The organism is Paradesulfitobacterium ferrireducens (genome assembly GCF_017310645.1).
Classification (GTDB): Bacteria; Bacillota; Desulfitobacteriia; order Desulfitobacteriales; family Desulfitobacteriaceae; genus Paradesulfitobacterium; species Paradesulfitobacterium ferrireducens.
The window spans coordinates 82923-95490 of record NZ_JAFLRH010000002.1 but is presented as its reverse complement, the minus strand read 5'-3'; the positions used below and the strand labels follow the sequence as shown (position 1 = coordinate 95490).

The 12568-nt window shown below is 48.7% G+C and carries 16 protein-coding genes; all 16 read right to left on the bottom strand.

The window, feature by feature from the left end; genetic code table 11:
• Positions 1–53 precede the first annotated feature (53 nt).
• The 16 genes from J0X21_RS00600 to J0X21_RS00525 all read right to left on the bottom strand — a co-directional run bounded on the left by J0X21_RS00600 (position 54) and on the right by J0X21_RS00525 (position 12554).
• Complete coding sequence (locus J0X21_RS00600) at positions 54–1016, bottom strand: D-2-hydroxyacid dehydrogenase (protein ID WP_206808597.1); 963 nt, start codon at positions 1014–1016, stop codon at positions 54–56.
• Positions 1017–1037: 21 nt separating this feature from the next.
• Positions 1038–1742, bottom strand: coding sequence for an ABC transporter ATP-binding protein (locus J0X21_RS00595; protein WP_206808596.1), 705 nt, complete (start codon positions 1740–1742; stop codon positions 1038–1040).
• Positions 1735–2508 carry an ABC transporter ATP-binding protein gene (locus J0X21_RS00590; RefSeq protein ID WP_206809372.1) on the bottom strand — a complete coding sequence of 258 codons (774 nt, stop codon included), beginning with the start codon at positions 2506–2508 and terminating at the stop codon, positions 1735–1737. The genes J0X21_RS00595 and J0X21_RS00590 overlap by 8 nt, the downstream gene beginning before the upstream one ends.
• Entirely contained in the window at positions 2505–3494 is a 990-nt protein-coding gene (locus J0X21_RS00585; protein WP_206808595.1) for a branched-chain amino acid ABC transporter permease, read from the bottom strand. The genes J0X21_RS00590 and J0X21_RS00585 overlap by 4 nt, the downstream gene beginning before the upstream one ends.
• A complete protein-coding gene (locus J0X21_RS00580; protein ID WP_206808594.1) occupies positions 3491–4363 on the bottom strand; it encodes a branched-chain amino acid ABC transporter permease in 873 nt (290 codons plus the stop codon). The genes J0X21_RS00585 and J0X21_RS00580 overlap by 4 nt, the downstream gene beginning before the upstream one ends.
• A 122-nt stretch (positions 4364–4485) precedes the next feature.
• Positions 4486–5673, bottom strand: coding sequence for an ABC transporter substrate-binding protein (locus J0X21_RS00575; protein ID WP_206808593.1), 1188 nt, complete (start codon positions 5671–5673; stop codon positions 4486–4488).
• An 82-nt stretch (positions 5674–5755) separates the two neighbouring features.
• On the bottom strand, positions 5756–6394 hold the full coding sequence (locus J0X21_RS00570) for a GntR family transcriptional regulator (protein WP_206808591.1): 639 nt from the start codon (positions 6392–6394) through the stop codon (positions 5756–5758).
• A 293-nt stretch (positions 6395–6687) separates the two neighbouring features.
• The gene (locus tag J0X21_RS00565; protein WP_206808589.1) at positions 6688–6888 is read right to left on the bottom strand and encodes a hypothetical protein; all 201 of its coding nucleotides are present in this window, start codon (positions 6886–6888) and stop codon (positions 6688–6690) included.
• Between the two features lie 52 nt (positions 6889–6940).
• Positions 6941–7648 (bottom strand): gamma-glutamyl-gamma-aminobutyrate hydrolase family protein, encoded by a 708-nt coding sequence (locus J0X21_RS00560; RefSeq protein ID WP_206808587.1) that lies wholly within the window; start codon positions 7646–7648, stop codon positions 6941–6943.
• A 57-nt stretch (positions 7649–7705) separates the two neighbouring features.
• Positions 7706–8104, bottom strand: coding sequence for a PaaI family thioesterase (locus tag J0X21_RS00555; RefSeq protein ID WP_206808586.1), 399 nt, complete (start codon positions 8102–8104; stop codon positions 7706–7708).
• A 468-nt stretch (positions 8105–8572) separates the two neighbouring features.
• The gene (locus J0X21_RS00550) at positions 8573–8923 is read right to left on the bottom strand and encodes a type II toxin-antitoxin system PemK/MazF family toxin (RefSeq protein ID WP_206808583.1); all 351 of its coding nucleotides are present in this window, start codon (positions 8921–8923) and stop codon (positions 8573–8575) included.
• Positions 8923–9198, bottom strand: coding sequence for a CopG family ribbon-helix-helix protein (locus J0X21_RS00545; protein WP_206808582.1), 276 nt, complete (start codon positions 9196–9198; stop codon positions 8923–8925). Before J0X21_RS00545 ends, J0X21_RS00550 begins: the two co-directional genes overlap by 1 nt.
• Positions 9199–9525: 327 nt before the next feature.
• Positions 9526–10284, bottom strand: coding sequence for a type 1 glutamine amidotransferase (locus J0X21_RS00540; protein ID WP_206809370.1), 759 nt, complete (start codon positions 10282–10284; stop codon positions 9526–9528).
• Between the two features lie 11 nt (positions 10285–10295).
• Positions 10296–11777: a Mur ligase family protein gene (locus J0X21_RS00535; RefSeq protein ID WP_206808580.1), complete on the bottom strand. Its 1482-nt coding sequence runs from the start codon at positions 11775–11777 to the stop codon at positions 10296–10298.
• A 215-nt stretch (positions 11778–11992) separates the two neighbouring features.
• Complete coding sequence (locus tag J0X21_RS00530) at positions 11993–12298, bottom strand: type II toxin-antitoxin system RelE/ParE family toxin (protein ID WP_206808578.1); 306 nt, start codon at positions 12296–12298, stop codon at positions 11993–11995.
• Positions 12285–12554, bottom strand: a complete 270-nt coding sequence (locus J0X21_RS00525; protein ID WP_206808576.1) for a type II toxin-antitoxin system Phd/YefM family antitoxin — start codon at positions 12552–12554, stop codon at positions 12285–12287. Before J0X21_RS00525 ends, J0X21_RS00530 begins: the two co-directional genes overlap by 14 nt.
• Positions 12555–12568 lie beyond the last annotated feature (14 nt).

Here is a 12568-nt window from a genome sequence, read left to right as displayed (position 1 = left end):
TTGCCCAAACCTTTAGTTCAAAATTTTGTCCATACCACTACCGCAGCATCAGGTCAATATCCTCTTGCAAAATCCACCACGTTAAGCATGGAGCCGCCGGAGCGGAAAGCCAATAAGTTTTGAATAAAGATATCCACGCAGCGGTCGATGTAATAAATGGATTTGGCCGACATATGCGGTGTCAAGATTAAATGCTCGCAGTCCCAGAGCGGGCTCTCCGGGGGCAGCGGCTCGCGCTCAAATACGTCTAAAGCAGCCCCCTTCAATCTCCCCTGCTGCAGCATCTCGACAAGACTTTGTTCATCCACAACATCGCCCCGTCCTATACTAATAAATACTGCTTCGTTCTTCATCCGGGCAAGATATTCCCGCGAAAAAAAACCGCGGGTCTTAGGGGTTGACGGCAGCAGCGAAATCACGTAATCAGCCGTCGCTAATTTGCGGGCCGCTTGCGCGAGCGTGTAGGTCTCAATAAACGGCTCCACCGCTCTCCCGGTGGTATTGACCCCGAAAACCTTCACCTTAAATAAAGTTAACATGCGGGCAACTGCTTGCCCGATGGTGCCCGTTCCATAGATTAAGACTTCCAGTCCTTCCAGTTCTCCGACCAGCTTGGTCCGGTCATACCTTTTTTCCTTTTTTAGTTGCTGGTAACGCTCCATGTCTTTGCTAAAATGCAGCATGCAATAGACCACAAATTCACTCATGGGCGCCCCATGAACACCGGCTGCATTCGTCACCAGAATCCCGCGCTTTTGAATTTCACTTACAGGCAGGCCTTCAAGGCCGGCGCTTAAAATTTGGATCCAGCACAACTTCGGGAAACGGGCCAGGTTCAGCGGTTGCGGCTCGGCCTTCGTTAAGGTAATGCCATAAGTTATTAAAATCTCTGTCTTATCCGCAATTGGCTGCGGAATTTGCTCAAGCGAGGGATAAATATACACTTGCTCACCGGTATCCTCGAGGATCTTGGCCTGATGCCTCGCTAAAATCTCCTGTGTGGCTGCTACAATCAACTGCATCCCTCCTATTTTCCCCTAGGCCCCTAGGTAAACATCTTTAATCTTTTCCAATTCCTGTTCATTGACCTGCGCCGTCTCGTACACAATCTTCCCCATATCCATTACATACAAGCGGTCTACAAGATCACTCGCTGCGACCGCATTTTGCTCGACCAATAAGATCGTGGTCCCGTCTTGCGCAATTTGCCGGATTGCTGTAAAGACACCTTGGACTACGATTGGGGCCAGACCCATGGAGGGCTCATCCAACATCAGCAACTTCGGTTGCGTCACCAATGCACGGGCAATCGCCAACATTTGCTGTTCACCGCCGCTTAAAGTACCACCCTGCTGGTGCAGCCGTTCCTTCAGTTTTGGGAACAACTGCAAGCCATATTCTATGCGTTCCTGAGGATTCACACGATGGCGCACACTGTCTAAAGCAACCTGCAGATTTTCTAAGACTGTCATTTTGGCAAAAATATGCCGGCCCTGCCGGACATGCGCTATGCCCAAACTCAGCAGCTTCGTCGGCGCTATGCGCAACAAATTTTGTCCCAGGTAAGAGACCGTTCCTCCTCTCGACTTTATTAAACCCGAGATCGTGTTGAGCAGCGTGGTCTTACCCACACCATTTGCTCCCAAAAGACCGACAATTTCGCCCTGATTTACCACCAAGTTGAGTCCTTGCAACACCATGATTTCGCCATAGCCGCTTTTTAAGTCCTCGATCTCAAGCATGAACTTCCCCCCCTAAATAAGCTTGAATAACGGTTTCATTGTGCGCTACCTCGGTGGGTGTTCCTTCAGCGATTTTCTGTCCGTGGTCCAGGACGACAACACGATCGGCAAGCGCCATAACTAACTTGACGTTGTGTTCAACAAGCACGATGGAAACTCCGCGGGTTCGGATCCCGCTCATGAGATTGCTCAAGGCCAGTGACTCCTGCTGGCTTAAACCGGCACAGGGCTCATCCAGCAACAACACCCGGGGGCGAATCATTAAAGCCCGGGCAATTTCAACCCGTCTGCGCTCTTGCAACGGCAACATACTGACCGGCAACTCCGCTTTATGACCCACGCCCAGCCAAGCGAGAGTTTCCAGGGCCCCTTCTTTTAGTTGACGTTCGGTTTGATGCCAGCTCCGTGACCGTCCCACCACCTGCAAAAAGCCTTTGACCGCATAGAGATGCGTGCCAATTAAAACATTCTCCAGAACACTCATATCGTCTATAAGCCGGATGGTCTGAAAACTTCTGGCAATCCCAAGTTTGGCCATCCGCCAGGCTTTGGGATCAGCCGTTTCTTCCTTCCCGATCACTAAATGACCGGCCGATGGACGCTGCAAGCCTGACAGAACATTGAGGAAAGTTGATTTTCCGGCTCCATTGGGTCCGATGATTCCTAAAATTTCTCCAGAATTAACCTGGAGCTCAACATCTTTGATGGCCCATAACCCACCGAAGCGAACGGAAATCTGCTTGGCAGCAATTAATGCCTCACTCATAGATGTCTCCCCTCCGAACCCCTCTGAATTTTAACCTTGCGCGGAGTGAACCACAACTGCACGTGCTTTTTCACGAACGGGTAAATTCCTTGAGGCATGACTACGATGAACAGCACGAGAATGAGCCCATAGAGCACTAAGCGCAACTCGTGGAAATTTCTCAGCCATTCACTGATCAGAGTAAGAATCCCGGTCCCAAGCAGCGGTCCCACTAAGGTGCCGGCGCCGCCAAGGATAGTCGTCGTGACAATTGTTATTGACTGGTTCAAATCAAAGGTTTCCGGACTGACAAGCGTCATAAACGCTGCATAGAGTGCCCCGGCAATTCCGGCAATACCCCCGCTGAAGGCAAAAGCCAACAGTTTGTAGCCATAGACATTGATACCGGAGACTTGAGCGGCAATCTCATCGCGTCTGATGCATTTCCAAGCGCGCCCAACTGCAGAATTAACCACCAAATATACCAGCAAAACAATGACAAATAAGCACGCCAAAGCGAATCCTAGAAAGAAATTCTTATATTCCAGGGAAATACCAAATAAAGCCGGAGCAGGAATACCGCGCACACCGACCGGACCATTCGTCAAAGAAGTCCAGTTGTTGAGCACAACATTAACAATGACTCCAAAACCCAAAGTGGCGATTCCTAAAAAATGTCCTCTTAACCTGGTTGTCGGCAAGCCCAGCACTAAGCCCATCAACCCAGACAAACCAAATGCCGCGAGAAAACTTAACCAAATCGACCAATGCCAACGGGTGGTCAGCAGAGCTACCGTATACGCCCCGATTCCGTAAAACCCAGCATGCCCCAGGGAAATCTGTCCGGTATACCCGACCAACAGATTGACACTGACCGCCAAAATCGCGCTTATCACGGCTAAAATTATGACGTTCAACAGGTACATGTTCTGCACATAAAGGCTGGCCAGAACGCTTCCCAGCCCAAGCAAGATTGCGGACCAAAATTTAAGGCGTTGTAGATTCATACCTTTTCCCCCTGAACCTTCGTAAGTATGCCTTCAGGCCTAAATACCAATACCAGGAATAATACTGCAAACACAATGGCGTCCTGAAATCCGGTTGAAATATAACCACCTGCAAGGCTTTCAATCAGGCCAATAACCAGTCCTCCGGCTATCGCACCCACCACGTTCCCCATACCTCCGAGCACAACGACTACAAAGGCTTTAAGCGTAAGAGAAATTCCCATCGTAGGGTAAACATAATACACCGGTGCCACCAGGGCACCGGCTACTCCGGTCAGCGCCACTCCAAGCACAAAAGTTAGGAATGATATTTTCTTAGTCGGAACACCGTAGATTACGGCCGTATCCGGGTCCAAGGAAGCCGCCCGCACAGCCCGACCGAACCTTGTATATTCGAGTAAGAGATAAGTTACAACACACAACACAATACTCACGAAGGCAATTAAGAGCCGTTGTTGGGAAACAAAGATTCCAAAAAAATTAAGACTCTTACCGGACAGCGGGCTCTCGACCACCTGGGGTGTCGGGGAAAAAAGATACTGCGCGAGGTTGACCAAAAACAAGGAAACGCCCAGAGAACTCAGCATCATATTAATAGGTTCACTTTGGCGCAACGGGTAGTTCGCCAGCAGATGAATGATCAAGCCGATGATTCCCGCGGCAGCAAAAGCGATAACCACGGCCAGAGGGTAAGGTATCCCTGCTTGAATCAGAAAAAAGGCTGCAAATCCGCCAATCATCGCGAATTCACCCTGGGCGAAATTGGCCAGATTCATAACGCCGTAAATAATCGTCAAACCTAAAGCGACAAGGGAGTAAAGAGTGCCAACCGTCAGACCGTTGACCAGCGTTTGGGCAAACTCTGCCATGTTATCAACTCCATCAGTAAATTTTCCTAAGGAAAGAGGCTTCTGTCGATGTCTTCTTACTCATCCCATCTCACGCAGAAGCCTCTTGAAGGACGTACTTTCCGTATAGCTAAAATAAGTAGTTACGGCCGGTAGATGACAACTTGGTTACCGTCTTTAATCTGTCCGATCCAGACCTTGGTGCTGGCTTGCCCCTTTTCATCAAAAGATATACTGCCCATGACCCCTTGATAATTCTGAATGGTGTGCAAAGCCTCATTCACTTTTTGGAGGTCATTGGATCCTGCCTTTTTTAAGCCCTCGGCATAGAGGTAGACGGCGTCATAAGTGGCAGCTGAATAGTAACTGTCCGGAATTTCTCCGTATTTCTTTTGGTAGGCGTTAACGAAGTCCTCGATTTTTTTATCTCCTTTAATCGGTGTGAAATATTCGGTGTGAATTAGTCCCTCGACAGCGTTCCCGGCCAGTTTAATTGGTGCCGATCCCATAAATCCCCCATAGCTGTATAATTGGAATTTAAGTCCAAGCTCCTGGGCTTGCTTTGCAATCAACGCTCCCTCGGCGACTAAGCCTCCAATTACAATGGCATCCGGTTTTTGAGCTTTAATCTTAGTGAGCTGGTCATTAAACTCTTTTTGCCCGACATTATAAAATTCTTTGTTAGTGATTTGTCCTCCGCCGGCCGTAAAGTTCTTTTCAAAAGTATCCGCCAAGCCCCGGCCGTAATCAGTATTCTCGGAAATTAAGGCGATCCGTTTGTGGGGCTGGTTTTTCAGAATATAATCAACCAGTGCCTTCACTTGCATACTGTTATTGGAAACATTGCGGAACACATTGGTATACCCTGAATTGGTGATATTATCGGCAACCGCAATTGGCACAAAACTCGGAATATTCTGTTTCGAGGTTATTCCCAGATCCGTTAAGGTATCGGAGCTTTTCAAGGTACCCATCCAAGCATCGATGTGATCTTCCGTGATAAGCTTTTGGGTCACCTTCACGGATTCACTGGGATTTGCCTGATCGTCCTGCGGAAGTAATTTTAGTTTTTTGCCATTGATGCCACCGGCCTGATTGATTTCATCCACAGCAAGTTGCGCTCCCTGTTCCATTTGTTTGCCATATAACGCACCGCCCCCTGATAGTTGGGCCACAAAGCCAATTTTGATTTCTTGTCCGGAACCGGAGTCTTTCGCTGCTGTGCCAGAAGTTTGCTCAGCTCCCTTGGGAGCGGCACAACCGGCCACCAGACTTAACGTCAAGACCGCTGTACCTAACAACGCCGTGATTTTTTTAAATTCTCTTTTCATACTTTTTCCTCCTCTTGTGATTGTGAGTAGGGTTCAACGTAAGTTGTCTAAGGTCACCTCCCTTCGAAACTTAAACCTTTGTTTACAAACGGCCGGAGACGTTTTTCACATGTTGCTTCATCATCTTCTCAGCAGTATCGCCATCGCCATTTTTAATCGCTGCCAAAACTTCTTTATGTTCACGTAAGGCTTCCTGAGCATTGATCTTCAGAGTCCCAGAAAGAATCAAAAAGCGATGAACGTGCACATTGATGGTCTGCATAAAATTTCCTAACAAGTCATTATCGCTGTATTTGCCTACCGCCGTATGAAATTCATAATCTTTTTGAAGAAAGAGTTCATAGTCATTCATCTTGATGGCTTCCTCCTGGCTCTCCAGGATTTCTTGCAGATCCATCAATTCCTCCGGCTTGATGCTGGTTGCGGCGGCTTTGGCCGCCAGGGGTTCGAGCGCAATCCTAACCGTAAATACTTTTTTGGCATCCTCAAAGGATAAATCCGCCACCATGGCATTTCTACCGGGATTGATGACGACCAACCCTTCAAAAGACAGTTTTTTGAGAGCTGAGCGGAGTGGGGTGCGACTTATTCCTAACTCGGCGGCCAAAGCCTCTTCCGAAAGAATCTCCTTGGGTTTCAACTTGTTGTTGAGGATGGCATTTTTAATCACCAAATAAGCTTTTTCAGACAATGAAACATCGCTGCCAATCTTGGGAAGCATTTCCGAACCTCCTGTGTATGTATTTGTATTTGTATACAATGTTATCTCTAAAAAAAATTATTTAATTAATGAGCCTATGTTGGTTTTATTTTTACAGCTAATTGCACTTTAGCTCTGTATAGTTTTCGGCAAAAAAACTTAAAGCCTTACCTGTGCCTATCACACAAGTAAGGCTTCATTGCCCCATTCCTTATAGCAAAATAATAATAGATTCTCGGCCTTTTTGCAAGGGGGTTGCCCAAAAATTTTTCTAATCTCCAAACTCCCTTATCTCAACGAAGGCATAGATCTTGTCAGACAAAAGCAGCAGCAAGGTTCCAACGAGAACTTCCGCCAGGATGATCCCAGCCTCCGTCATCCGGTCTCCACCCGTTCGGCCCCAGCAAACCTATGACTTCACCCGCTTCCAGAGTGAAACTCACCTCAGCCAGAGCTGTCTTTGATCCAAATGTCTTGCTTAGATTCTCTACGCGGAGAATCTGTTCTGTAGGCATGGCTCAGCACTCCTTACTCCGGGCTTCTCAAGGCATAAATTGATTGGCACGATCAATGGATACAGGCCTCAATTAAACCCTTGAACAGAGCCCGGCTATGTTCTTCTCCACTCATACTCTCCGGATGCCACTGAACTCCGATACAAAACTTCGCCCCGGCTTTTTCAATCCCCTCAATCACGCCATCCGGAGCCAGGGCATTGAGGACAAATCCCTCAGGTATCACCGACACCGCCTGGTGATGAAAGCTATTGACCGCAATCCGTTTTTCTCCCAGAATACGTCGAAGCAAGGAATCCTCCTTTACTTCCACTTCATGCCAGGGATATTGACGCGGCGCTTTCTGGCTGTGCAACATCGCTCCGGGATGCTGGGAGGAAATATCTTGATAAATTTTGCCTCCGGCGGCCACAGCCAACACTTGGATTCCCCGGCAAATTCCCAGGAGCGGCAGCTCCCGCTTCAAAGCCGCTTTGCTTAAGATGAGTTCTCCCAAATCGCGTTCCGGCTGGCAGTCCCCGATCCCCCGGAGCGGGTCTTCCCCCAGATAGTAGGGGGAAATATCCCCGCCCCCGGTTAAAATGAGGCCATCAAGCAAATCAAGTACCTCTTGGGCTTCGGTTTCAGATTCCACCGGCGGCAGTAAGACCGGAAGTCCTCCGGCTTCTTTCACACGCGCGACATAATAAGCCCGGGGAAAAGTTTTCAGTTCCTCCGTACCATGGGCCACCGTGATGCCGATTACCGGTTTTTTACTCATCTTCTTCACTCCTCAAATTAATACTCTAGCTACCCGACAAGATTCCTTGCCCGCTCCTTATAAGTTGTCCCGCCTGACAAAAACCCCGGTTGCTTCCGCCGCCACTGTCCCGTCTTCCAAAGTAATCGTAGCTTTGGTACGAAAGATTTTTCCTCCGCCTTTAACGATTTCTCCCCGCAGCGATAAACCTGTCCCGGTCGGGGTGGGTTTGCGAAAACGGACTTCTAAGTTGGCTGTCATACTCCAAACCCCGGTTTGCTCAATCGCTTTAGCCATGATCTCATCTAAAAGCGCGCTCACAATTCCCCCGTGCACAACTCCGGGATAACCCGCAAAGTGCGCTGGAATCATGGTTTCTGCCAGCGCAGCCCCATTTTCATAGCGAAACGTTAACTTAAGCCCGTAAGGATTATTGACTCCGCACACAAAACACTCATCATATGTATACTCTTCCATTATGCAATTCCTTTCCATTCATAAAGAAAACTTGGCTTGCGCCACGTTAGTCCCGGTGGGACTAACGCACTTGTTGCCTTTCAGGCGCAGGCGGAAGCCCGTTAGTCCGTGAAGGACTAACGCACTTGTTTAGTTGCACTTATGCACATTCAAAGTTATACATTCTGATATGCAAACAAAAACAGCGTCTGCTATGATGAACCCAGTACGCTGTCGCTTGATAAAGTATTCAGTAGTCAGAAACGTTAGTCTCCGGTGACGATGATATCCGGTGGATGTCATCGCCGAAAGCGATTCTGGAGAAGAAACTTACCGCCTGAGGATGACTGACGCTGTTCGGCCATACCAAAGAGAAATTCTGTCGTCCGAACGGAACAGTATTCAAAATAAAAATTCATTATCTTAAGCTATCCGTTACTCCGTTATTGTCTCCTGACTCCTGTCTTCTGTCTCCTGACTCCTCGTTCCCTAAATATCTACAAGCCCCAGACTGATTTCGATTGCTTGGTCTACCCTCAGCATGACCTCTTCATCCAGTACCGCCACTTTTTCCTTAAGACGGCTCTTGTCAATGGTTCGGATCTGTTCCGTCAAAATAACCGAATCTCTTTCTAAACCGCTCCGTTTAGCCCGTACTTCAACGTGTGTAGGAAGCTTGGCTTTGGCGATCTGAGAAGTTATAGCTGCGATTATTGTCGTCGGGCTAAACTGGTTCCCAATATCGTTTTGAATGACCAGAACAGGCCGGGTTCCACCCTGCTCTGAGCCGACGACGGGGTTAAGTTCGGCATAGTATATCTCCCCGCGCTTTATGATCATCACCGACACTCCACGTTCTCTTCATCATAATATTGTATCACTTCTTGTTCAGTAGGAAACAACTCCTTGGCCATGGCCAAATTAAGCTGAGCCATTTCTAGGTAACCTTTACGCATTTGTTCGCGGATGCCTTTTTTCCGGCGTTCATGCAATATACTATTGATGGCTTCCCGAATGAATTCGCTCCGATTTCTTTTTTCGAGCGTCACAATACCATCAACTTCTGCCAGCAAGCTTTCCGGCAAGCTTATCATGATCCGCTTACTCTCAGCCACATTAGCACCCCCAAATCAATTAGCCAAAGCTATACTCTATTATAGACGGCAAGGAGAAAAAGTGTCAACGAATAGAGTGGGTGATACAAGCGAATAACCTGATTTATTGGTGTTTCTAACCATGTAAATATTGGAAGCTATTCTGATAGCTTGCTATCAGCCGTGTCAGGGAATCAGATAGAATAAATCAGAGCGATGATTGACGTTCATTCAGTTTGTCTTCATTTCTATATCTAGTATTTGAGTATAGCATCTTTGATATACATTTACGCAAAAAAAGTTTATAACTAGTTATGGCTTATCCTTATCGATTCACTTTTTTGAATGTTATTTCGTTCCAACCAGCCGCTCTAAGATCGTCCGGTGAGCCAGAATCTCAAGCTGATCATCCAGCCCCGGCAAAGGCAGGAAATAACCGCGCCGCTCACAGGCAAGCTCCAAAAGCAAATCAGCCAGATGCGGGTTTTTCGGCAGTAAAGGCCCGTGCAAATAGGTGCCGAAAATATTATGCCAGCGCACTCCTTCGGTTCCGTCTTCTCCGTTATTGCCATGTCCGGCCAAAATCCGGCCTAATGGCAAGACATCTTTCCCTAAATAAGTTTTCCCGGAATGATTTTCAAATCCGACCAGCGTTTGAAGCGTTTGAAGATCTGAAACGTTTACCGGATTTCTGGGTTTTAACTCAACCGCCACATTCCCAATCAGGCGTTTGTCTCCGGCCACGGTCCAGACATCGAGTATTCCCAGCCCCGGAATCTTCTCCCCATTACTCGTCTGGTAATACTCTCCCAGAAGCTGATAGCCCCCGCAAATAGCCAAGACCACCAGGCCATCGGCAATCGCAGCCTTCAGTTCCTCCCGGCGCTTCATTAAATCCTCGACCAGTAAACCCTGTTCCCGGTCAGACCCGCCTCCGATAAAAAGGATGTCCATGGAGCGAAAATCAAGCGCATCGCCCAAGGAAGTACGTTCAACCGCCGCCTCCAGTCCCCGCCAACGGCAACGGGCCGCCAAAGCCAGGATATTCCCCCGGTCACCGTACAGGTCAAGAAGGTCCGGGTATAGATGGCAAATGTTGATTTTCATCCTCCTTTCGCTCATGCGCTCGCCTCCAGAGTCTGCCGCTCAGCTCCACCGGCCGCATCCCGGCTCTGCTTGACCAAGAGTTCACGCAGCGGGAAAAGAGCGGTATAGGTCGGAAGCGCAAACACCGTATCTTCCGCGTGGCGTTCTTGCTGCAAAAGCATCATTGCCTGCTCAAGGGACGGTTCCAACATCAGCTTTTCCAGCTTGACCCCGGCATATTTAAGACGCAAGGCCATGTCTTGCGCCCGCAGACCCGAACACACGATACGGCGAATCCGGTGCTCCTCAGCCCCCAGAAGCTCAAAATCGACATCCCAAAGCCAGGAAATGTCCCTGCCGTCTGCCGCCAGGTCATTAATTGCTATCATGAGACAAATATCCCGGTCCGATCCCAGAACAGTACGCAGGACTTGGTTAAACCCGGTAGGATTTTTAACTAAGGTTAAGGTCACTCGGCCCTGAGACAAGTTGAACCGCTCCATCCGTCCGGCCTGTGCTTCAAATTCTCTCAACCCCCGCTCAATCTCCCTCTCATTAACTCCCAACACCCGGGCAACCGCCAAAGCGGCCAGCGCATTATAGAGATTATAGTAGCCCTCTAAGCTCAAGGAATATGACGTAACCCCAACGCGAAAGCGGATATCCCCATCCTCCATATGCACGTTCTCAGCTAAAACTTGAGCCTGCGGCCGGGCAAAATCACATTCCGGACAGTGATAAACCCCCAACTGGCCGTAATGAAAGAGAGAATATGACAAAGTTGCCCCACACACGGGGCAAAAGCGGGCCTCGCGCGTTTCCTGGCTTTCCGTTCGGCTCTCCGGCGTCCGCTCCACTCCGTAATACATCACCATATGATGATTGAGGCCGAACTGAGCCACCAAGGGATCATCGGCATTAATAATAAGAAGGGTTTCTTTAGGCAAGGCCTCCTGTACCATGCGGATGGTGGTGTCAAGCTCGCCATAGCGGTCTAACTGATCCCGGAAAAAGTTCGTAATAATTGCGGCTTTCGGAGCCAGCTGGCGGCATACTTTGGGCACCGTGGCCTCATCCACTTCCAGAAGCGCCAGTCTGGCCCGGGAAGAACCGCTCCAGCGCGCCTGTTCGAGGAGAGCTCCGGCAATCCCGCTTACCAGATTGGCCCCGGCTTGGTTAAAGGCAAACTTAAAACCGGCAGTCTTCAGCACCTTAGCCAGGAGATTGGCTGTGGTCGTCTTCCCATTGGTCCCGGTGACGATTACAATCCCATCCGGATATCCTTGTCCTAAGTGCCCGATAATGTCCGGATCAATGCGGTTTGCCACCACCCCCGGAAAGGTCGTCCCCTTCTTTCCCAGCAGCCTCAAGACAAGCACCGCCAGTTTGCCAATCCAGAGAGCCGGCCAGAAACGCCAAGAGCGCCGGGAGCGCCTGCTTTTGCTCCCGGCGTGATCCTCCGCCGCCAAGTTTTGATCGATTATATGCTTATGAACGTCTTTTTTTTCAGACATTGAAAGCTCCTAATTATCTTAAGCTATTCAGGCAGCAGTACTCAGTACCCAGAAGTCAGGAGTCAGGAGATCTTATTGCATTCCTTAAAGGTTTTTTCCCCGTTCTCAGAATTCTGTCTCCTGTCTCCTGTCTCCTGTCTCCTGTCTCCTGTCTCCTGTCTCCTAATTAGATTGTACCGCCCCTTTCCTCTATTATCAACCAAAAAGGCCTTGGTTCAAACCAGCAAATCGGGGCAATCCCGCATTCCATGCAGCACTCTGTACACTATAACCTCATCACCCATCACTTTATAAAAAACAATATGACTTTCTATAATCAGCATGCGGTATTCCTGTTTCGCCAACTCATTGTCCGGAACGATTTTTCCGATAAACGGAAATTCCGCAAGGGTATCGATTTTGTCAGCAATCTTACCGGTCAATGCCAACGCCGATTTTGGATTGTCTGCTGCGATATAAAAATATATTTCAGCAATATCCTCACGAGCAATCTGTAATATCGTAACCTTAAGCTTGCTCATTATGCAAGCTCCTGATATACTCCCTCACATCATCTGTGGTGTAGATTGGTGCTCCGCTAAGGCGTTGCTGCTCCGCTTCCAGCAGTTTGGCTCTTAGGTTCAGCATCGCTTCCCTTCGTTCATACGCGGCAATGCTCATGACAACCAGCTCACCCTCGCCGTTTTTGGTTAGATAAACAGGCTCAGACTTTTCTTTGCATATTCTTGTTATTTCACCAAGCTCCGTTCTCAGAGCGCTAGTTGGTTTAATGATCATTTCCAACACTCCTA

Excerpts from the sequence above, each read along its gene's own strand:
- J0X21_RS00595 (WP_206808596.1), bottom strand. The coding sequence starts at position 1,742 with ATGCTTGAGATCGAGGACTTAAAAAGCGGCTATGGCGAAATCATGGTG.
- J0X21_RS00590 (WP_206809372.1), bottom strand. The coding sequence starts at position 2,508 with ATGAGTGAGGCATTAATTGCTGCCAAGCAGATTTCCGTTCGCTTCGGT.
- J0X21_RS00585 (WP_206808595.1), bottom strand. The coding sequence starts at position 3,494 with ATGAATCTACAACGCCTTAAATTTTGGTCCGCAATCTTGCTTGGGCTG.
- J0X21_RS00580 (WP_206808594.1), bottom strand. The coding sequence starts at position 4,363 with ATGGCAGAGTTTGCCCAAACGCTGGTCAACGGTCTGACGGTTGGCACT.
- J0X21_RS00575 (WP_206808593.1), bottom strand. The coding sequence starts at position 5,673 with ATGAAAAGAGAATTTAAAAAAATCACGGCGTTGTTAGGTACAGCGGTC.
- J0X21_RS00570 (WP_206808591.1), bottom strand. The coding sequence starts at position 6,394 with ATGCTTCCCAAGATTGGCAGCGATGTTTCATTGTCTGAAAAAGCTTAT.
- J0X21_RS00565 (WP_206808589.1), bottom strand. The coding sequence starts at position 6,888 with ATGCCTACAGAACAGATTCTCCGCGTAGAGAATCTAAGCAAGACATTT.
- J0X21_RS00560 (WP_206808587.1), bottom strand. The coding sequence starts at position 7,648 with ATGAGTAAAAAACCGGTAATCGGCATCACGGTGGCCCATGGTACGGAG.
- J0X21_RS00555 (WP_206808586.1), bottom strand. The coding sequence starts at position 8,104 with ATGGAAGAGTATACATATGATGAGTGTTTTGTGTGCGGAGTCAATAAT.
- J0X21_RS00550 (WP_206808583.1), bottom strand. The coding sequence starts at position 8,923 with ATGATCATAAAGCGCGGGGAGATATACTATGCCGAACTTAACCCCGTC.
- J0X21_RS00540 (WP_206809370.1), bottom strand. The coding sequence starts at position 10,284 with ATGAAAATCAACATTTGCCATCTATACCCGGACCTTCTTGACCTGTAC.
- J0X21_RS00535 (WP_206808580.1), bottom strand. The coding sequence starts at position 11,777 with ATGTCTGAAAAAAAAGACGTTCATAAGCATATAATCGATCAAAACTTG.
- J0X21_RS00530 (WP_206808578.1), bottom strand. The coding sequence starts at position 12,298 with ATGAGCAAGCTTAAGGTTACGATATTACAGATTGCTCGTGAGGATATT.
- J0X21_RS00525 (WP_206808576.1), bottom strand. The coding sequence starts at position 12,554 with ATGATCATTAAACCAACTAGCGCTCTGAGAACGGAGCTTGGTGAAATA.